A 19,712-nucleotide genomic window follows, 5' to 3' on the forward strand; every position below is an offset into this window, starting at 1 on the left:
AACGGTGTGGATAACCTCGTAGAGGTGTCTCTGCCACGCGCGACACCGAGCGGGTCGACCAGCGATACACGCCTGAACTGGCGATCTCTGGCGGCGCTCTTTGCTTCGGTGGCGCTGGCCTATGCCGCCGGCGCGACGCTGTCGTGGCAGTCGTTCGGGGCCCACGTAACGCCGGCGTTCTTTCCGCCTGCCGGCGTGACGCTGGCGTTGATGCTGCTCACTCCGCGGCCACGGTGGGCAGTCATCGTCGCCGCGATCGTCACCGCCGAACTCGCCGTCGATCTCTACTTCGGCGTCGGGGTAGCCACTGCGTTGGGCTTCGCCACGGCCAACTCGGTGGAGGCCATCGTCGGGGCGTCAGTGGTGTCGGCCTGGTGCGGGGGCGTGCCGGACCTTCGGACGCGGCGCGGGCTGGGGAAGTTCTTGGTCGGGGCCTGTCTCGCAGGCCCGATCGTGGGCGGGCTGATCGGCGGCACGGTCAGTTCACTCCAGAACAGCGCCCCGTGGTTGACGACCGCGCTGCACTGGTGGGCCGGCGATGCTATCGGTGTGCTGGTGGTTGGCGCGCCGATCCTGTTGTGGACCAAGCAATCTTACGTGTTGCGCAATCGGCCTGTGGAATCCGCTGCCGTACTCGCTGTCACCGCCGTGCTGTCGCTGGTGGCCATCATGTGGCAAGCGCCGCTGACGTTGCCGCTGCTGCCGGTCATGGTGTGGGCGGCGCTTCGCCTCGACGTGATCGGCGCGGCACTGGCGGGCGCGGTGGTGGCGTTCACCGTGAATTACATGACGGGCACCGGACGCGCCGCTTTCCGGCTGTTCGGCCTGGCGGAGGCCGGCCGGCTGGTGACGACACAGATCTTCGTGGCGGTGATGGTGTTGGTGGCCATGCTGATCGCCCAAGAGGCCGCCGGACGCGTCGCGGCGCTGAGAGCAAGTGAAGCCGAACGCCGAGAGCGCGACCGGCTGCAGACTCTGGCGCAGCTGGCGCAGGTGCTTTCGGCGGCGCTGACGCCGAGCCAGATCGGCGACGCCGTCGTCAAGCAGCTCTACACCGATGCGGGCGCACAAGCCGTCGCGCTCGGCTTGGTGACGGCGGACGGGCGCCGTTTGGAGTGGGTGAAAACGGCCGGCTATCCGCAGCTTGTGCAGGACAAGTTCGGACCAAGCGTCTCGCTTGACGACCTTTCGGCGTCGACCGAGGCGGTGCGGACCGGGCGACCGGTGGTGATCGGCAGCGCGGCCGAATACCGGCGACGCTACTCCCAGAACGCCGATCTCATGGCGCGCACCGGCGCCGAATCGTTGGTCAACTGGCCGTTGATCTCAGGCACCAAGCCGATCGGTGTGCTCGCCATGATGTGGACGCAGCCCCAGGCGTTGGACGCCGCGCAGCTGGCGTATATCTCCGCGGTGGCCACCATGGTCACGCAGGGCCTAGTGCGCGCTCAGATGTATGCCGACGAGCACGCCAGGGCCGCGGTCCTGCAAGCCGCGGTGCTGCCCAGTGAACCTGCCGACGTCGCTGACCTCGAGGTCACCGTCACCTACGAGCCGGCCGACGACGAGCACGGACTCGGTGGCGACTGGTATGACGTCATGGCTCTGCCGAAGGGGCGTACCTATTTGGCGGTGGGTGATGTGGTGGGGCACGGCCTGCCCGCCGTCGAGGACATGGCGCAGTTACGGAGCGCCGGACGTGCGATGGCCCTGCAGGGCCTGCCGCCTTCGCAACTGCTGGCCGAACTCAACACCTTTACCGCCCATGCCAGTCACGGGCGGTTCGCCACCATGGCCGTCGCCGTGTTCGACCCCGCGGCCGGTGCCATCTCGTATGCCTTGGCCGGTCATCCGCCGATGCTGCTGCGCCGCGCGCGTGAAGGAGATGTCGTGCGACTGGTCGACGGTTGCGGCCCGGTCCTCGGACCCATCCACGACGCCACCTATACAGAGGGTCAGGCGCGACTCGAGCCGGGCGACACACTGGTCATGTACACCGACGGCCTCGTCGAGGCCACCGGCCGCCATCTCGAAACCGGCATCACCATGGCAGAGAAGCTGATCGCAGGGTGGAAGCCGGACGGCCCTCTGAACGCAGGGTGCAGGCAACTCACGGGAGCACTCGTGTCGCGGCCCCGGCGAGACGACGTCTGTGTGGTCATCGTCCGCTTCCGGCCCGTAGATTGCCACGGGTGAGCGAAGACAGGGTTCATGTCCAGGTGGGCGCGAACGGCGTCGCGACGGTGTCGATGGTGCGTGCCGACAAACACAATGCGCTCGACCAAGCCATGTTCGAAGCGCTGATGCGCGCCGCCGAACAACTGGCAGGCGACGCGTCGGTTCGTGCCGTCGTGTTGCACGGTGAGGGGAAGAGCTTTTGCTCCGGGCTGGACGTCGCCAGTTTGATGGGCGGCAGTGGCGGCACGAACGTTCTGCTGACCCGCGCCGACGGGCGAGTGGCCAACTTCGCTCAGCGGGTGACATACGACTGGTCGTTGGTGCCGGCACCCGTGATCGCCGCCATCCACGGAAACTGCTTCGGCGGAGGGTTGCAGATCGCGCTGGGCGCCGACATCCGTATCGCCGCGCCCGACGCCAAGCTGTCGATCATGGAGATCAAGTGGGGCCTCGTTCCCGATATGGGCATCACCCAGACACTTCCACGCCTGGTACCCATTGATGTCGCCAAAGAGTTGACGTTCACCGGCCGAGTCCTGTCCGGCAGCGAGGCTTCGACGCTCGGACTGGTCACCCGCGTCGCGGACGATCCGCTTGCCGCGGCGACGGCGCTCGCGGAGGAGATCGCGCAGAAGTCTCCGGATGCCGTTCGCGCCGCCAAGCGGCTTTACAACGAGACCTGGGTCAGCGATGACGCCGCGGCCGCACTCGCCCTGGAGTCCGACCTGCAACGCGGCCTGATCGGAAAACCGAACCAGCTCGCCGCGGTCACCGCCGGGATGTCCGGGGAGCCGCCGGTTTTCGTCGATCCGGCGACACCGGCATAGCACGACGGAGGATCACGTACCGCTCGTTCCTCCGCCCGGCACGGAACCATCGATGATGTCGGCCAGCCGCTGAAGCTGGCGTGCCAGCTGGACGCGCTCCTCGGCGGTGAAAGTGGCGAGAGCTTGGGCCTGCGTGGCGCGGCGGTTGGCGCGGAGTCGTTCGAGTAGTTGTGCGCCCGTATCTGTGAGGTACACAAGGACCTTGCGTTCATCGGCCGCAGACCGCTCGCGGACCACGAAGCCCTTGGCCTCGAGTTGCTGAATCATGCGCGTCGCGTTGGGTGCGCTGACACCGGCCGCGGCCGCGAGCTCGCTGACGGGCAGTGCTTCGGCTTCCAAGAGCGGGTCGAGAAGCGAGAGCTGCGCGAGGGATAGGCCTCCGGTGGCTGCCGGATTGCCGCGCGCACGCCGCATGGAGAGAAACAGCCGGTCGGCGGCTTCAGCGAGCTCGTTGACGCCGACCCGGCCACTGGCGTCGTGGGTCGGCTTCTTCTTGGTCATGGACGAGAAGCATAGGGCGTAGTACTGTTAACTACACAATATTTAACTAGTTAATGAATACTATCGGAAGGGAGTGACATGAACCGGGCACGAATCGACGTACACCACCATGTGGTTCCGCCGCAGTACCGAGAGTTGTTCGCCGCGCACGGAATGAAAGCGGGCGGACGATCGATACCCGACTGGAGTGCAGAGGATGCGGCACGGTTCATGGACACCATCGGCGTCGAAACCGCGATCATGTCCGTCTCGACACCGGGAACCGAACCCGTCGAGCCGGCGCGGCGTCCCATCCTGGCAAGGCAACTGAACGAGTTCTGCGCGGACGTCGTCCGATCCGATCCCGAGCGGTTCGGATTCTGGGCCACCTTGACCCTGCCCGACGTCGACAGTGCGATCGCCGAGGCGACCTACTCCCTCGACGAACTGCACGCCGACGGCGTCGTCGTCCTGGCGAATTCGGAGGGGACCTATCTAGGGGATCGCCGATTCGACCCGTTGATGGCCGAGCTTGATCGCCGCAACGCCGTCATCTTCGTGCACCCGTCAACCCTGCCCGGCGACGAGGTGCCTGGCATCGGCGCATACCTCGCGGACTTCCTACTCGACACCTCGCGCACGGCGATCAGCATGGTCCTCAACGGCACGCTGGATCGGTACCCCAACCTGCGGGTGATCCTCTCGCACGCAGGCGGATTCATTCCCTTCGCCGCTGAGCGCATCGCCACCTGCGTCGCGATGGAGCGTCCCGACATCAGCCCGGAGTCAGTCCTCGAGGGCCTGCGGAAGTTCTACTTCGACACCGCGCTGTCGGCTTCTCGGTCCGCGCTGCCTGCCTTGCTGGCCTTTGCGCAACCCGACCACATCGTGTTCGGCAGCGATTACCCCTACGCACCCGCCGAGATCGCGGCCCGCTTCACCAGGAACCTCGACAACTACGAGGGCGTCGAGCACGCGGCGGTCAACCGCGACAACGCGCTGAAACTCCTGCCGCGTCTGTCAGTCGGAGCCGCTCGCTGACGTCGTCCACCTCGGGCCCGCGAAAGTGCAGTAGTCCGCTACGCATGACGGGCGCGGCTCATCGGTGCAACGGTGAGATCCGCCAGAACGCTCGTAGAGGAGATGACGCGATGACGGTCAAGACGCCTTGGGCCATCCTTCGGTGCAAGTGGAACGATCTCGACGACGAACCCGTGTCGGACGATCACATCGAGAACCTGTTCACCGCGACCGGTGCCGGCACAGACAACATGGTGGACTTCTTCCACACGATGTCTCACGGCAACCTCGACTTGAGTGAGTCGCAAGTCTTCGGCTGGTTCACGCTTCCGAGGCCTCAGATCGATTCGCCGGCGTACCAGGACATCAACCGCAAAGCGTTGACTCAAGACCAGCTGATCGCTCTCGCGTTCAGCACAGCGGAGGCAAACGGTGTGGCGCTCAAGGACTTTCCCTATCGCGTGGTGCTGATGAACACCTTCCAGGGCATCCTGTTCGGCCACGCGGGAAGTAAGGTCGCCGTCTGCGACGGAGGGAACTGTTGGCCAAGCCTACTGGGGCAGGAGATGGGTCACGCCTACGGTCTCGATCACTCCCGCCGGGCTGGGTCGCTCGCCGATTATGAGGACAACTGGGACATCATGAGCACGCTTTCGGGATGCTACATGGAACCTGATGGCCCATACGGGCTTTTCGGACCCGGCCTGAACGCGGCCAACATGCGCGGACGCGGATGGCTGGATCGCTCTCGCGTTCTCAGTATGGACGTAGGCGAAGGAGGAAGTACCACGCGAACGGTCCAACTCAGGCCGCTGCACGCCCGCGAGCTCCCAGGCGTCCTCGCCATCGAAATCGGAGACTACATCGTCGAATTCCGCGATAAGCGCCAGTGGGATTCGGCAATACCCGAGGCGGCTGTGTTTGTGCACAGCTTCTCCGACAATCATTCGTATATCGAGCGGAACAAAGACGGCGCCGAACAGTTGCTTGCCGGCGACTCCTGGGAACTTGTGCTGGGACCCGAACTGCCCTCCACGACAGTTCGTGTCGACGACATCGACACCGCCAACCGCAGCGCGACGCTCACCGTCACAAACGTGCCGGGACGAAAGTTCACCGTTCCGGTCGGGGGCGACCTCGGTCTGCCCTGGGTTGACGGCGGCGGATTTCTTGGCGGATCGGCCGGCCAACGGATCCCGGTGCGACCGGGGGACGAGCTGGTTGACGTCGTTGACCATTTGGTGGCGTTCAAATCCGTTGAGAAGTTGCCGCATGGTCCGGCGCGCGTCGCCGCGCAGCGAGCGGCAATGGAGCGTCTTGCCCAATACGCGGATGTACAGCTTCGCCGTCTCGACGAAAGCAGTATCCGTACGCCCGCACCTCTTGCGCCTGGGCGCGAACTAGCGGCGGTGACTGTGGCGGAGTCTGCGGGGCGCAGGGTCAACGGTGAGCGCAGGGTCAACGGTGAGACGTCTTTGGCCGGACGCACGTCCGGACGGCCACACCGAGGTGCGCGGACGAAAACAAACGTCAAATAGTGTGGCCCATCCGCCTGCTCACCTGCATCAATCTTGGGCAGGATCTTGTATCCAATATTCACTGACCGTAGAGTGGCAGTTCGTGAGCGAGGACGCGAATGCGAGTGTCATCCAGTCGTGGTCATCGGCCGAATACGTCGCACGGTGGAGCAAGGCGGACGGACTTGCCGGCCTGTTGGAGTTGCCGTGGGCGATGGCGACATTTCTGGTAGGCCGCGATCGTGCGCCGAACCTGGTCGTCGATGTCGGCAGCGGCCCCGGAACTTTCCTCGCGACGGTGTTGACGGCTTATCCGGATGCGCGTGGGGTGTGGGTCGACGCCTCGCCGGGGATGCGCGAAGAGGCGGAGAATCGACTGGGGCCGTTCTCCGACCGGGTCACTTTCATTGTCGAAGACGCCATGAACCTCCCCACGATCGACGTCGCCAGAGACGCCGATGTCGTGCTGAACTCACGGGTGGCGCACCATTTCGACCACGATGGCCTTGTCGCCTTCTACTGTGCCGCAGCTTCATTGCTGAAACCGGACGGCTGGCTGGTCACGCTCGACCACATCCTTCCGCCCGGCGACTGGGACCAACGATATCGACGGGTGCTGCCGCTGTTCGCGGGCCCGAACGCCGGCAAGCCGACCCATCCGCACTACTTTCCGTTTCCGACGATGAACGACCATCTCGCTGCGATGAGCGCCGCGGGCCTGGTCGACAACGACGTCGCATGGCGCGCCTTCTACACATGTTTGGTGATGGGGCGCCGCGAGATCAATCACCTTCACCCTGGAAAGGACCCCCGTTGACCGTCGAAGTCACCTATACCGCCGAATCCACCGCGAGCGGAGGCGGACGAACCGGCCATGTCCGATCGGTCGATGGAACGCTCGACTTCGAAACGGCACCGCCGAGCGCGGGAACCGGCGGGGTGAATCCCGAACTTCTCTTCTCCGCGGGCTACGCCGCATGCTTCCTCGGCGCGCTGCGCAAAGCGGCGCGCGTGAGCGGAGTCGACCTGTCAGACGATACGGTGGTGACCGCAAAGATCGGGTTCGGCAAGCACTCCGAAGGCGGTTTCGGGCTGACGGCAACGCTGGTGGGCCACATGCCGGGGCTCGATCCCGTTGTCGCCGAGGATCTTATGGCCAAGGCCCACCAGAACTGCCCTTACTCGAAAGCCACCAGAGGCAACATCGACCTCGAACTCCAGAGCGTCACATCCGGGCTGCACGTTTAGACCTGCCGCACGTTGCTTTTTGTTGGGTAAGCCACGGCCGATCACCCCGGCGCTTACAGTGACCAACACTGAGCAGACCAGTGGGAAGGATCGCGTCGCCATGGCTGTAGCCGACATTGTTGCCCCGAAACTGCCCGGCGGCGATGCGCTGCCGTTCCCGGCTGTTCCCTCGGCAAGTATCGCGGGACGCACGCTGCAGGAGTCCACCTACGCCCAGCGAGTGATCCCGCCGCGCTTGCACGACGATGCGCCCAACATCGTCATCGTCCTCATCGATGATGCCGGGCCGGGCCTGCCGTCGACCTTCGGCGGCGAGGTCACCACCGTTACGATGGACCGCGTCTGCGCGGAAGGAGTGACCTACAACAGGTTTCACACCACCGCGATGTGCTCGCCGACGCGAGCCTCGCTGCTGACCGGGCGCAACCACCATGAGATCGGCAACGGCCAGATCGCCGAGCTGGCCAACGACTGGGACGGTTACGCGGGAAAGATTCCGCGTAGCAGCGCCACCATGGCCGAAGTCCTCAGGCAGTATGGCTACGCGACCTCCGCTTTCGGCAAGTGGCACAACACTCCCGCAGAGGAAACGACGGCCGCGGGCCCGTTCGACAACTGGCCCACCGGCTTGGGGTTCGAGTACTTCTACGGGTTCCTCGCGGGCGAGGCATCACAGTACGAACCCCACCTGGTTCGCAACACCACCGTCGTGGCCCCGCCGCGCACCCCCGAGGAGGGCTACCACCTGTCCGAGGACCTGGCGGACGACGCGATCGGCTGGCTGCGCAGGCACAAGGCGTTCAACGCCGACAAACCCTTCTTCATGTACTGGGCCAGCGGCTGTCTTCATGGGCCGCACCACATCATGAAGGAGTGGGCCGACAAGTACAGCGGCAAGTTCGACGACGGTTGGGACACCTACCGCGAGCGAGTGTTCGCCCGGGCCAAAGCCAAAGGGTGGCTTCCGCAGGACTGCGAGCTCACCGAACGCGACGAGACACTGGCATCGTGGGACAGCATCCCCGAGGACGAGAAGCCGTTTCAGCGGCGGTTGATGGAAGTCGCCGCTGGCTACGCCGAGCACGTCGACGTTCAGGTCGGCCGGCTGATCGACGAGCTCGATGCGCTGGGTTACGGCGACAACACGCTGTTCTTCTATATCTGGGGTGACAACGGATCCTCAGGCGAGGGTCAAAACGGTACCATCGCAGAGTTGTTGGCGCAGAACGGTATTCCGACAACGGTGCGCCAACACATCGATGCGCTGGACGAGCTGGGCGGCTTGGACGTGCTCGGCTCGCCGCTGGTCGACAACCAGTATCACGCGGCATGGGCGTGGGCGGGTAGCACACCGTACAAGGGCATGAAACTACTGGCTTCCCACCTCGGTGGCACGCGCAATCCGATGGCGGTGAAGTGGCCGAAGAAGATTTCGCCCGATGCCGCGCCGCGTGAGAACTTCCTGCACTGCAACGACATCGTTCCCACCGTTTACGAAATCCTGGGTATCCAGCCGCCCCGGACGGTTAACGGTGAACCCCAGATCCCGCTGGCCGGGGCGAGTTTCGCGCGCACGTTGATCGACCGCACTGCCGATGGCGGCAAGAAGACCCAGTACTTCGAGATCATGGGTAGCCGGGCGATCTACCACGACGGGTGGATGGCTTCGGCGCGCGGTCCTCGGCTGCCATGGGTGCCCGGTCAACCCGAAGGAATCGCTACATGGAGCCCGGATAACGATACGTGGGAGCTCTATCACCTGGACGAAGACTGGTCGCAGGCACGCGATCTCGCCGCCGAGCATCCCGACAAGCTGATACAGATGCGGGAGATGTTCGCCATCGAGGCTGCACGCAATTCGGTGTTGCCCGTTGGCGGTGGGCTGTGGGTGCCCGTCTACCATCCCGAGTTGCGCATCGCGCCGCCGTATCGAGAGTGGGACTTTTCGGGCGACACCGTGCGAATGCCGGAGTTCTGCGCACCGGCGCTGGGCAACAAGAACAACGTCGTCACCATCGACGCCGAGTTCCCCGCGAATGCCAATGGTGTGCTGTACGCGCTGGGGGCCGCAGCCGGTGGTCTCACCTGTTATCTCGACGACGGTTTCCTCTGCTACGAGTACAACCTGTTCATCCTGATGCGTACCAAGATCCGCTCTGCGGCCAAGATTCCTGCAGGCAGGTCCACCATCACCGTCGAGACCCGCTACGCCGAACAGCGGCCCGCAGGCCCACTCGACATCGCTGTGCGTGTCGGTGACGAGACCGTCGCCAGCGGCCGCGTTCCTGTCAGCGCACCGCTGTTGTTCACTGCGAACGACTGTCTCGATATCGGCAGGTGTCTGGGTTCACCCGTTTCAAGGGACTATCGCGAGCGCGCGCCGTTCCCTTTCGAGGGGCGGATTCACGCGGTCCATGTCGCCTATGCGTAGGTCGGCAAACTGCGCCCGATGCGGGTTCCGATGTGCTGCAGCAACTCTGCCCTGCGTCCGGGGTCGCGAGACGTGTCGTCCGCAAAGTCCGGTCACATCACCGCGCTGAGCGCGAGAATGATCGGCAGCGAGATCACCGACGCGAGAGTCATTGCGCCGCTGTGGGTTTTGAACGTGCCGCGCGTCGAGAATCCCAGCAGCGACTGGAACATCCAGAAGAAGTTGCTGCTCACGTGCGGCAGGAACAGCGCCCCTGAACCCGCAGCCAGCGCGACCAGCACGACGGGAACGCCGAGTGTTCCGGCGATCGGGGCGAGTATGCCTGCCGCTGTGATGCCCGCGACGGAGATCGAGCCCAGCGCGATGTGAAGGATCGCGGCCACCAGCCACACCAGCAGCAGGGGAGGCAGGAAGTCGGATCGGAAAGCGTTGCCGAGCACATCGGCCAGCCCCGACCCCTCGATGACGAATCCCAGCGATCCGCTGATCCCGCTCAACACCAGGATGGGTCCACAGGACGTCAGTGCCGATCCGATCGCACTTGAGACCTCGGAACGCTCCCGGACCCGGCTAGCGAGGACGAACGCCAGGCTGGCACCGGCGAAGATCGCCACGATCGGGTCGGTGATGAACGAGATCGCCCCTGACTCCCACCCCAGCACCTGGGCGAGCGCGCCCGCGGCGATCAGCGCCAGCGTGAGCAACACGGGGGTGATGGAAACGAACAGGTTCAGTTCGCGGACCGACTGCTCGGTCTTGGTCACCGTCGCAATGCGGCCGCCTTGCGACTCGACTGTGGACGACACATCGCCGCGCGGATCCTCGTCGACCGGCCGATCACCGTCCTTGGGGTCGAAGCCGTCGCCGACCTCGATCTCGTCGAGTTCGGGCTTCCAGCCCATCACGGGCAGCAACAGCTTGAACACGAACATCGTCAGCAGCGCCGTCGGCAGGCCGACGGCAAGGCCGAGCAGGAACATCTGACCCAGCGGAACCCCGAGGATGCCCGCGATCGCCACCGCGGCAACGCCGGGCGCGACGAACACCAGACCGACCTCGATGCCTGCGGTGAGCGCGCCGCCCATCAACGCCAGCCCGCGGTCGCCCATCCGCGGCCCGAGCCGTCGCGCCAGCGGAGCCGAAAGGACCAGCAGCACATCCGAATAGATGGAGGAGAACAGCGAGCTGAGCGCCGCGGCGAACACATACGGCACGCTGCGCTCGCCGAACAGCCTCAACATCGCCTCCACCAGGCGCTGCATCGTGTTCGTCACCGTCAACAGCGCGCCGAGGATGACACCGAACGTGACCAGGACGCCGATGTCGCCCATGACGTCGGCGAACCCGTCCGAAATGGCCTTCGGTGTGCCCTCGAACCCCAGCTTGGTGGTCACGCCGAGATAGAGCGTCCCCAGCAGCAGCGCGAACACCGGCGGAAATTTCAGCCACGTGATGCTGACGACGATGCCGATGATCGCAATGCCGGCGTTGAAGAATAAGAGGACTTGATCAGACATGCCGTTCTCCTATGGCTCTCTCCGCTGAGGGGACCCCACCAAAGGTGACCGCACCCAGAGGTGCCCTGTCCAAGACGTGTTCTGAGTGAATTGGATAGCCTGCGTCTATCAATTCGTCCTGCCTGGGCGTGGAGGACCGGTGGACATCAGACAGTTGCGCTACTTCCTGGCCGTGGTGGACCAGGGCACCGTCCACCGCGCGGCCGAGCACCTCTACGTCGCGCAGCCGTCGGTGTCGCACTCGCTGCGCCGCCTCGAGGAGGAACTCGGCACCGAACTGTTCATGCGCCGCGGCCGCGGGCTTGTGCTGAGCTCGGCCGGCCAGGCGCTGGTCGATCCCGCCCGCGAACTCGTCCGACTGCTCGACGTCGCGCGGGCCACCGTGGAATCGGTCGACGGGCTTCGTGGCGGCCGCCTCACCATCGCCTCGATGCCATCTCAGGCGGTCAGCCCGCTGACGCGCATGGTGACGGACTTCGTTGCCCGCTATCCCGATGTCGAGATCGCCGTTGCGGCCAGCGACCGACCCGAAGACATCCGCGAAGCCTTGCGCACGGGGGCGGCGGAGCTGGGCATCTTGGCTTCTCCGCAACCGCTGGAGGCCTACGACGACCTGCACTTCCTGCCGGTCGAGACGCAGACGTTCGTGCTGGTGGCACGCGACGACGCCGACCTGCCCGCCGACGAGCCGATCGACGTCACGTGCCTGCGCGATCTGCGCCTGATCGTCGGGCAGCCGGGCACCGGCATGCGCCGCATCGCCGACGCGATCCTCGCGGCGACCAATTGCCGCCTTGCCGTCGAGATCGAGCACCGCGAAGCGCTCCTACCCCTGGTCCTCGGAGGTGTGGGGGTGGCCGTCGTCGCCGATTCCTGGCGACAATTGGCCGGCGCGGTCGGCCTGTCGGTGCGGGCGCTGGCAACGACCGAGGTTCTGCATGTCGGGCTGGTCTGGGCGCACCGACGCCTCAGCCCGGCCGCGGCGGCATTCATCGAGATGTCGCAGAGCGACCGATAGCCCTCATCTATCGAAATGGTCGAATATCCGTCTTGGACGTGCCGGTGTCGAAGCCGTTAAATCGACCCGAGGACGGTTCGCGCCAGACCACAGAACTCAGAACCAACAGACTTCAGGCCAATAGACTTCGAAAGGAAAGCCAATGACCGGAACCCACCGCATCGCTGTCATCCCGGGCGACGGTATCGGCACCGAGGTCGTCCCCGAAGGATTACGCGTCCTCGAAGCCGCAGCCGCGGCGTTCGACCTGAAGTTCGACTTCGAGCACTTCGACCACTCCAGCGCCGACTACTACGTCAAGCACGGAAAGATGTTGCCCGACAACTGGTTCGAGGAGCTGCGCGGCTTCGACGCGATCTTCTTCGGTGCCGTCGGCTGGCCCGAGGTGGTACCCGACCACATCTCACTGTGGGGCAGCCTGCTGCAGTTCCGCCGCGCGTTCGACCAGTACGTCAACTTGCGGCCGGTCCGGCTGATGCCAGGGGTGCCCAGCCCGCTGGCCGGGCGCAAACCCGGTGACGTCGACTTTTACGTCGTGCGGGAGAACACCGAGGGCGAATACTCCAGCATCGGCGGAAAGATCTTCGAGGGCACCGACCGAGAAACCGTCGTGCAGGAAACGGTCATGACGCGCACCGGGGTCGACCGGATCCTGCGGTTCGCTTTCGACCTCGCGCAGAGCCGTCCCAAGAAGCACCTCACCTCGGCGACCAAGAGCAACGGGATCTCGATCACGATGCCGTACTGGGACGAGCGGGTGCAGGCGATGGCGGCCGGCTATCCCGACCTGAAGGTGGACAAGTTCCACATCGACATCCTCACAGCAAATTTCGTCATGCATCCGGACTGGTTCGACGTGGTCGTGGCCTCGAACCTGTTCGGCGACATCCTGTCCGACCTCGGTCCGGCATGCACAGGAACCATCGGCATCGCGCCGAGCGCCAACATCAACCCGGAGCGCACCTTCCCGAGCCTGTTCGAACCGGTGCACGGCTCGGCGCCCGACATCGCCGGGCGCGGTATCGCCAACCCGATCGGCCAGATCTGGTGCGCCTCAATGATGCTCGATCATCTCGGTGAGCGTGAAGCCGCGGCAGCGGTTCTCACCGCGATCGAAGACGTCTTGGCCCGCGGCGACGCCCTCACCCCCGACATGGGCGGGACCGGCACCACCGAGGAGCTCGGCAAGGCAGTCGCGCAGGCCGTCAAGTCCTAAGCGGCGGCCCGTCGGGCTAGCGGCCGGCGTTGCGGACCAGCTCGATCGCGAACTCGTTGACGAACCGCCCTGCGGACGGCTCGCCGCGGTTGCATGACCCGTCGGATTCACCGGGGCGCTTGATCCAGAGGAACGCATCGACGTTGCCGTTGCCGGTGGCGGTCGTCGGCGGTGTGCCCAGCGCGCGTCCCTTCGGATTGCACCAGTAGAGCTCATCATCGGTCGGGCCCGCGCCGTTGCGCGACGTGTCGATCACGTAGTGCGCGCCGTTGGTCAGGCCCGAGATCGCGTCGCCGTAGCCCATCTCTTCTTCGGTCGTGAAGAAGTTGGCGGTGTTGAGGCTGAAGCCGCGCGCCTTCGCCACGCCGGCCTCGTTGAGCCTGCCCGCCATGTCTTCGACGCTCACCCACCGCGAGTGCCCGGCATCGATGTACACGGCCGTGGCGGGATTGCGGGTCAGCGTGTCGACGGCGTAGCGGATCAGGTCGAAGCGTTCCTGGCGCTGGTCTGGTGACAGGCAGTCGGCCATGGCCAGCGCGTCGGGTTCCAGAATGACCGCCGCCGGGCCGGACCCGATCGCGGCCGCGACGCCGTCGATCCAGCCACGGTAGGCGTCGGCCGAGCCGAACCCGCCCGCGGCGAAGCTGCCGCAGTCGCGATGCGGGATGCCGTAGAGCGCCAGCACCGGCATGGCGCCCGCGGCCTGCGCGTCGGCGATGTATTTCGCGTCCACCGAGGGGGTGGAAGCCTGGTCCATCCAGTACGCCGTCGGTGTGTCGGCGATGGCGCTCAACTCGGGACTGGGCGGATCGGCGCTGTCCGCGGCCGCCCTGGCCTTCGACTTGGGGTTGACGTAGAAGGGCAGCCCGGCCAGCGGGTTGCCGTCGTCGGCCAGCAGCACCGTCGGGGCCTGCGCGGGGGAGGGCGAAAGCAGGGCACCGGCGACGGCTGCGACCGTCAGGAAGGGGGCGATACACCGAGCGACTGCGCGTGCGGCTGAGGAGATCACCCGGAAGAAGTTAATGGGGCGACGTGATTGGCGCCAATCGCCTACGGCGCGATGAGGTCGGTGGCTCCTCGTGTGGACCGTTCGACCGCTTCGAGCAGACCGCGGGTCGCCAGCGAGTCGGCGAGCTCATTGTCGGCGATGCCTGCGTGCCCCTTCACCCAGAACCATTCGACGCGGTGCTGCGCGCAGGCGGCCTGCAGACGCTGCCAGAGGTCGACGTTCTTCACCGGTTGTTTCGCCGCGGTCATCCAGCCGTTGCGCTGCCAGCCGAGGACCCATTTCGTGATGCCATTGCGGACATAGGTGCTGTCGGTGTAGAGGTGCACGGCCACGGGGCGGGTGAGCGCCTCGAGTGCCATGATCGGCGCCATCAACTCCATGCGGTTGTTGCTTGTCGGGCCTGCGTCGCCGCCGTACATCTCGCGGACGTGCCGGCGCTGGCGCAGCACCGCCCCCCAGCCGCCCGGTCCGGGGTTGGGCCGACAGCCACCGTCGGTGTGGATGACGACGACGTCGGCGCTCACCGGTTCCGCCCGCGACAGTCGAAATTGACCATGCGGCGAGGGTAGGCGTGCCGCCGCCTGATCGGCTGCGCGACTCGCGGGCGGACCCGCAGCGCGCCGCAATCCTTGTTAGCCGTTGATGGCGGCGGTCACCTCGATCTCGACCGGGGCGCCGTGCGGCAAGCTGCACACACCCACCGCAGTGCGGGAGTGCTGGCCGCGACTGCCCAGGTACTCCAGGAATGTTGCGCTTGCCGCGTCCATCACCTTCGGTTGCATCGCGAAGTCCGGTGTGCACGCGATGTATCCGGTCAGTCGGAGAAGTTGAGTTACACGGTTGAGTGAGCCCAACTCGCTGCGCAGCACGCTCAACGCGTTCAACGCACATTGCCGCGCCGCGTTCGCAGCAGCTTCAACGGAAACGGTTGCACCGACGATGCCACGGGCGTCCAGCGCGGCTCCGACATACGGCAGTTGCCCGCTGAGGTAGATCACCCCACCGTCGATAACAGTACGCAGGTAGGGCGACGAGGACACCCGTGGAGCGGGCAGGCCCATCTCGTCGGCATGAGTCTCCGTGCTCACGCAACCACCTCAAGCCTCGACCATCTCAAGCTCAGCATCGCCAACTCATACGACGCGTGAACACCATCGGGCATGTTAGACAGCCGGGATGTATCCGCCGTCGACTCGGGTGATCGAGCCGGTGATGTAGGACGCTTGGTTGGACGCGAGAAAGGCGACCGCATCGGCGTACTCTTGCGGCCGTCCGTAGCGTCCCATGGGGATGGCGGCCACACTTTCCTCGACAACATCAGCGACCTCTCGGCTCTCCCGTCTGGCCTTTGCTTCGTCAAGGAACCGAATGCGATCGGTCCCGATTCGGCCTGGAGCGATGACATTGGCCGTCACCCCGTCGGCCGCGACCTCATTCGCCAGCGTCTTCGACCACCCCACCAGCGCGAGCCTCAGGCTGTTGGACAGGCCGAGGTTGGGTATTGGTGAAATCACCCCTGAGGACACCGATGTGATGATTCGCCCCCATCGCCGCACCCGCATCCCAGGCAGCACCCGGTCAGTGATCTTGATGACTGACAAGACCATCGAGCGAAAACTGTCCTGCCACAGATCGACTGGCTGATCTGCAACAGGTGTTGGGGGAGGACCGCCCGTGATATTCACCAGAATCTCGATCGTGCCGAGTCGATCCTCGATTTCCGACACATGACGGTCGATGTCTTCGATGTCGGCGAGGTTCCACTTCTGGCTGTGTACCCGTCCACGATATTTGGCTACTTCGCCACTTACCGAATTGAGAGCTTCCTCGTTCACATCAGCCAGGGCGACCGAAGCCCCCTCCCGCGCCAGCCCAACAGCGATTGCTCCTCCGAGGCCGCCGCCCGCGCCGAGCACCAGCGCAGTCCGATTTGCCAGTCCAAGATCCAATTCCGTTCCTCCTGGTCGTTTCTCGTGTGCTGGATCAATACCCAGCCGCGGCGGCGGAGCCTGAGCGGGGATCGGCGCAGGCCTGCAAGACATTTCCGTTGGCCTCGATGATGTGGGCGTGGCCGAACGCATGGGAGAACGCGGGCTCGATCTCGACGCGGTGGCCCAAGCCGCCGAGATGCGAAGACCATTCGCCGGGCGTATTCGCCTCCAGGCACACGCGGACGTCGCCACCGAATCCCCACGTATTGAAAGACGTGTCGTCTTCCTTTCCCCGCAGAATCCAGCGGCCCGCAGACAGTGCCGTCGCCGGACTCTCTCCCGCGCGCAAGAGGCGCGCCAACAACTGCACCACCACCTGGGGCTGGGAATCTCCGCCACGCGTGCCCAGTGATGCGATCAGATCGTCGTTTTGGTCGGTGACGATGACCGGTGCGAGCGTGTGTGCCGGCCGTCGGTTCGGCGCAAGGCAATTGGGATGTCCTTGCCGCAGATTGAAGCCGATGCCTCGATTGTGCAGCCACACGCCGGTGCCCGGCGCGACCAGCCGCGAGCCGAAACTCATGCAGTTCGACTGGATGAGCGATACAGCGGTTCGTTCGGCATCGACGACGCTGACGTAGGTGGTCCCGCCTGGCCGGTAAGAACCTGTCAGGTTTGCGACGCCGTCACGCCGGACGCCGCCGACCCTGTCGCTTAGGCGGTCTCTCGAGATCAGCGCCTGGCCGTCCGCTGCATCGGAAAGCACCTCCGGTCGGTCGAACGCTGCTTGTCGCATTGCTTCGATCAAGACATGCGGCCACGCAGGGTCTGTTGGCGAAGCCGGGAGGCCGGCGCGCTCGGCGATCCATGCGGCGCTGAGCGTCAGATAGCCGGAAGATGGCGGCTGTGGCGTCCAGATTCGCTGACCAAAAACCTCCATCCCCAGCGGCCTGGTCCACGACGCCTGAGACTTCCGAAAGTCTTCTGCCGCAAAGAGCTCCGGGCCAAGCCGGCGCATAGCGGCACCGAATGCACCGCAGTAGAAGGCGTCTCGCCCTCCCTCGGCGATGTCGCGCAGGATGCCGGCGAATTGCCGGCGGTAGAGCGTCTGACCGGCAGCGACTGGCCCGCCTGCGCCCTCGATGAATTCGCCGACAGCTGAGCGGCCGGAGATCGTGTTCGCAACGAACGGCGTGGCCGGGAAGCCGTTCTGGGCATAGTCGATCGCCGGCCTCATGAGATCTGCCAGAGCGAGTCGTCCGTAACGCTCATGGAGCGCGACCCATCCGTCGACGCACCCCGGTATGGTCACGCTGGCTATCTCATGCGGCGGGATCGCCGTCAATCCTCTCCGACGAAGCGCTTCAACATCCGCTCCGCTTCCGGCGCGGCCCACGGCCTCGACCACCTGAGGCGGCACACCGGGACGGTGCACCAGCGCGAACAGATCACCCCCGACGCCGCACTGATTCGGCAGTGTCACCGCCAGTACCGCATTGGCGGCGATTGCAGCGTCCACCGCGCTACCCCCGTCATGCAGGACAGCAAGCGCCGCCGAGGTCGCGAGTCCATCGACTGTGACCACCATCGCGTGCGGCGCGTACGTGACCTGAATCGGTGCGAGCGTCATGAGCAATGATTCCGACGTACGACCGAACAACCGCGCTTCACAGGTGGCCAAATTGGTCGAGTGCTGACAGCAATGACGCGCCATTCCGAATCGCCTCGCGCGATTGGGTTTCGGTGCCAGACCAAGCGCGGACTTCCTCGCACACGCGGGGAACATGTGACGACTTGAGTGCGATCACACCATCTTCATCGCTGACTATCAGATCGCCGGGATCGATCGTCACCCACTCACTGAGGGCGCCTCGCACCCGTACCGTCTCCTCGGTCGCCGTCACTCGCCAGCGTCCGATCGCCTGAGCAGGGCTCCGATAACGGGCGCGGACCGGCATACCCAGTTGCTCTAGGTAGCTGACGTCGCGCACGCCACCGTCGACGACGACCCCAACACATCCGCGTTGCTTCATCGCCTCGGCGAGCAGGTCCCCAAAGCAGCACACTCCCGTGATATCGCCACCCGACCACACCGGCACTACTCCCGGTGGCATCGCGTCGATCGCCGCCAACTTGGGTCGATCACCGGTGGCGGTGGACTGGTGTGACTCCCCGACGATCGTGTACGCGGGCCCCACGAAGCGCGTCTCGGAGGTGACCGGCCGGATCGTCGGCGCGAGCACGGTTGGCTCGACACCCATGCTGTCGAGCACGTCGGCGACCACGGCGGTACCCGCGGCGAGGAGATCTTTCATGAGTCCGAGCTCTCCTGGTACATTTCGTCTGATGAAAAGTTATTTTTGTGTAACGCAATCGCATCGTATGTGTGTGTGCTTTGTTTGTCACCCGGCCTAACCGCCGTGTCAATGTGTGAAACCCCAATAGATGAGGTTGTGATGGCTGACCAGCTTGCACCGGTCGTGGACGCGAAGAGCGACAGCGGAGGGGTTCGGGCCGTGAATCGCGCGCTCGATCTCCTTATCGCGCTTGCTTGTTGGGACCGGCCGGCGGGCCTGACCGAACTCGCGCGACGAGTCGAACTACATCCGTCCACGGCATTGCGGTTGTTGGACTCCTTGCGGTCGCGCCGATTCGTCCACCAGACGGCCAACGGCACATACGTGTTGGGCGCGAAGAACTTCGAATTGGGAAACGCCTACCTGCAGAACGTTTCGGTGTGGTCGCAGGCTAATCAACTGGCTGAACAGCTAGCCATCACGACGGGGGAGACGGCCAGCGTCGGCGTCCTCGACAGCGGCCAGATTCTGTACATCGCCATCGCGCGTGGTCAGCAGGACATGGGGATCGCGTCGGCGCCGGGCACCCGGCACCCCGCTTACTGCACGTCGCTCGGCAAGGCGATTCTGGCCGACCTCAGCGGCGAGAAGGTCCTGGAGGTATTGCGGAACGATCCGCCGGAACGCCTCACACCCCAAACCCTGACGAACATCGCCGAATTGCAGCGCGACCTCGCCACGACCAGGCGGCGGGGATATTCGATCGACAACGAGGAGCGAACGCCGGGCGTGGTGTGCATCGGCGCGGCAATCCGCGACCACAAGGGCGACCCGCTTGGCGCGTTGTCCATTTCCGGACCCGCACAGCGCATCCGCCAGAAGGGTGTCGAGCAGCTGGGCCGGGTGGTGAGTGAGACGGCAATGAGCTTCTCGACATGACCACCGGGTTCCTGTCGTTGCACTAGATGAAATAATGCTTTCGCATAACGCAACAGCGAGGTAGCCTCAGTCCCGCCAGCGCGG

Annotated in this window: 18 protein-coding genes; 10 read left to right on the forward strand and 8 right to left on the reverse strand. The window is 65.1% G+C overall.

The genetic code is table 11. From position 1 onward, the window contains the following. The first annotated feature begins 24 nt into the window (after positions 1-24). Together CQY20_RS04230 and CQY20_RS04235 are read left to right on the forward strand one after the other, a co-directional pair. Complete coding sequence (locus tag CQY20_RS04230; protein ID WP_234816092.1) at positions 25-2,196, forward strand: SpoIIE family protein phosphatase; 2,172 nt, start codon at positions 25-27, stop codon at positions 2,194-2,196. Continuing rightward, positions 2,193-3,005, forward strand: a complete 813-nt coding sequence (locus tag CQY20_RS04235) for a crotonase/enoyl-CoA hydratase family protein (RefSeq protein WP_097938417.1) — start codon at positions 2,193-2,195, stop codon at positions 3,003-3,005. Before CQY20_RS04230 ends, CQY20_RS04235 begins: the two co-directional genes overlap by 4 nt. A gap of 12 nt (positions 3,006-3,017) precedes the next feature. Here CQY20_RS04235 and CQY20_RS04240 read toward each other — a convergent pair whose 3' ends face one another. Next, positions 3,018-3,506 (reverse strand): MarR family winged helix-turn-helix transcriptional regulator, encoded by a 489-nt coding sequence (locus tag CQY20_RS04240; RefSeq protein ID WP_097938418.1) that lies wholly within the window; start codon positions 3,504-3,506, stop codon positions 3,018-3,020. A 78-nt stretch (positions 3,507-3,584) separates the two neighbouring features. Between CQY20_RS04240 and CQY20_RS04245 the strand changes: the two genes are divergently transcribed. The 5 genes from CQY20_RS04245 to CQY20_RS04265 all read left to right on the forward strand — a co-directional run bounded on the left by CQY20_RS04245 (position 3,585) and on the right by CQY20_RS04265 (position 9,701). Further along, entirely contained in the window at positions 3,585-4,526 is a 942-nt protein-coding gene (locus tag CQY20_RS04245; RefSeq protein WP_097938419.1) for an amidohydrolase family protein, read from the forward strand. A gap of 110 nt (positions 4,527-4,636) precedes the next feature. Further along, positions 4,637-6,043: a hypothetical protein gene (locus CQY20_RS04250; protein ID WP_097938420.1), complete on the forward strand. Its 1,407-nt coding sequence runs from the start codon at positions 4,637-4,639 to the stop codon at positions 6,041-6,043. Positions 6,044-6,125: 82 nt separating this feature from the next. Continuing rightward, a complete protein-coding gene (locus tag CQY20_RS04255; protein WP_097938421.1) occupies positions 6,126-6,839 on the forward strand; it encodes a class I SAM-dependent methyltransferase in 714 nt (237 codons plus the stop codon). Beyond that, positions 6,836-7,270: an organic hydroperoxide resistance protein gene (locus CQY20_RS04260; protein ID WP_174814652.1), complete on the forward strand. Its 435-nt coding sequence runs from the start codon at positions 6,836-6,838 to the stop codon at positions 7,268-7,270. Before CQY20_RS04255 ends, CQY20_RS04260 begins: the two co-directional genes overlap by 4 nt. A gap of 100 nt (positions 7,271-7,370) precedes the next feature. Continuing rightward, positions 7,371-9,701, forward strand: a complete 2,331-nt coding sequence (locus tag CQY20_RS04265; RefSeq protein ID WP_097938423.1) for an arylsulfatase — start codon at positions 7,371-7,373, stop codon at positions 9,699-9,701. Between the two features lie 92 nt (positions 9,702-9,793). On the opposite strand, the gene CQY20_RS04270 is transcribed toward CQY20_RS04265, so the two are convergent. Beyond that, complete coding sequence (locus tag CQY20_RS04270; RefSeq protein WP_097938424.1) at positions 9,794-11,218, reverse strand: GntP family permease; 1,425 nt, start codon at positions 11,216-11,218, stop codon at positions 9,794-9,796. Positions 11,219-11,357: 139 nt separating this feature from the next. On the opposite strand from CQY20_RS04270, the gene CQY20_RS04275 reads away from it, so the two are divergent. Together CQY20_RS04275 and CQY20_RS04280 are read left to right on the forward strand one after the other, a co-directional pair. Next, positions 11,358-12,236 (forward strand): LysR family transcriptional regulator, encoded by an 879-nt coding sequence (locus CQY20_RS04275; protein ID WP_097938425.1) that lies wholly within the window; start codon positions 11,358-11,360, stop codon positions 12,234-12,236. 142 nt (positions 12,237-12,378) lie between these two features. Further along, positions 12,379-13,452, forward strand: coding sequence for a tartrate dehydrogenase (locus tag CQY20_RS04280; RefSeq protein ID WP_097938426.1), 1,074 nt, complete (start codon positions 12,379-12,381; stop codon positions 13,450-13,452). Positions 13,453-13,468: 16 nt separating this feature from the next. Here CQY20_RS04280 and CQY20_RS04285 read toward each other — a convergent pair whose 3' ends face one another. The 6 genes from CQY20_RS04285 to CQY20_RS04310 form a co-directional block, all read right to left on the reverse strand. Continuing rightward, complete coding sequence (locus CQY20_RS04285; protein ID WP_097938427.1) at positions 13,469-14,461, reverse strand: glycoside hydrolase family 6 protein; 993 nt, start codon at positions 14,459-14,461, stop codon at positions 13,469-13,471. 41 nt (positions 14,462-14,502) lie between these two features. Further along, entirely contained in the window at positions 14,503-14,985 is a 483-nt protein-coding gene (gene rnhA / locus CQY20_RS04290) for a ribonuclease HI (RefSeq protein ID WP_097938428.1), read from the reverse strand. Between the two features lie 108 nt (positions 14,986-15,093). Further along, positions 15,094-15,549, reverse strand: a complete 456-nt coding sequence (locus CQY20_RS04295; RefSeq protein WP_097938429.1) for a RidA family protein — start codon at positions 15,547-15,549, stop codon at positions 15,094-15,096. A gap of 75 nt (positions 15,550-15,624) precedes the next feature. Next, positions 15,625-16,410 (reverse strand): SDR family oxidoreductase, encoded by a 786-nt coding sequence (locus CQY20_RS04300; RefSeq protein WP_097938430.1) that lies wholly within the window; start codon positions 16,408-16,410, stop codon positions 15,625-15,627. 34 nt (positions 16,411-16,444) lie between these two features. After that, positions 16,445-18,022: a gamma-glutamyltransferase family protein gene (locus CQY20_RS04305; RefSeq protein ID WP_163700452.1), complete on the reverse strand. Its 1,578-nt coding sequence runs from the start codon at positions 18,020-18,022 to the stop codon at positions 16,445-16,447. Between the two features lie 37 nt (positions 18,023-18,059). Continuing rightward, positions 18,060-18,677 (reverse strand): RraA family protein, encoded by a 618-nt coding sequence (locus CQY20_RS04310; protein ID WP_163700450.1) that lies wholly within the window; start codon positions 18,675-18,677, stop codon positions 18,060-18,062. A 171-nt stretch (positions 18,678-18,848) separates the two neighbouring features. Here CQY20_RS04310 and CQY20_RS04315 point away from each other — a divergent pair, with 171 nt between their 5' ends. Continuing rightward, positions 18,849-19,628, forward strand: coding sequence for an IclR family transcriptional regulator (locus CQY20_RS04315; protein ID WP_163700447.1), 780 nt, complete (start codon positions 18,849-18,851; stop codon positions 19,626-19,628). The last annotated feature ends 84 nt before the right edge of the window (positions 19,629-19,712 follow it).

This window comes from Mycolicibacterium agri, from assembly GCF_002553505.1.
GTDB lineage: Bacteria > Actinomycetota > Actinomycetes > Mycobacteriales > Mycobacteriaceae > Mycobacterium > Mycobacterium agri.

Coding starts and splice junctions, on each gene's coding strand:
- CQY20_RS04240 (WP_097938418.1), bottom strand. CDS start 3,506: ATGACCAAGAAGAAGCCGACCCACGACGCCAGTGGCCGGGTCGGCGTC.
- CQY20_RS04315 (WP_163700447.1), top strand. CDS start 18,849: ATGGCTGACCAGCTTGCACCGGTCGTGGACGCGAAGAGCGACAGCGGA.
- CQY20_RS04245 (WP_097938419.1), top strand. CDS start 3,585: ATGAACCGGGCACGAATCGACGTACACCACCATGTGGTTCCGCCGCAG.
- CQY20_RS04280 (WP_097938426.1), top strand. CDS start 12,379: ATGACCGGAACCCACCGCATCGCTGTCATCCCGGGCGACGGTATCGGC.
- CQY20_RS04305 (WP_163700452.1), bottom strand. CDS start 18,022: ATGACGCTCGCACCGATTCAGGTCACGTACGCGCCGCACGCGATGGTG.
- CQY20_RS04265 (WP_097938423.1), top strand. CDS start 7,371: ATGGCTGTAGCCGACATTGTTGCCCCGAAACTGCCCGGCGGCGATGCG.
- CQY20_RS04250 (WP_097938420.1), top strand. CDS start 4,637: ATGACGGTCAAGACGCCTTGGGCCATCCTTCGGTGCAAGTGGAACGAT.
- CQY20_RS04270 (WP_097938424.1), bottom strand. CDS start 11,218: ATGTCTGATCAAGTCCTCTTATTCTTCAACGCCGGCATTGCGATCATC.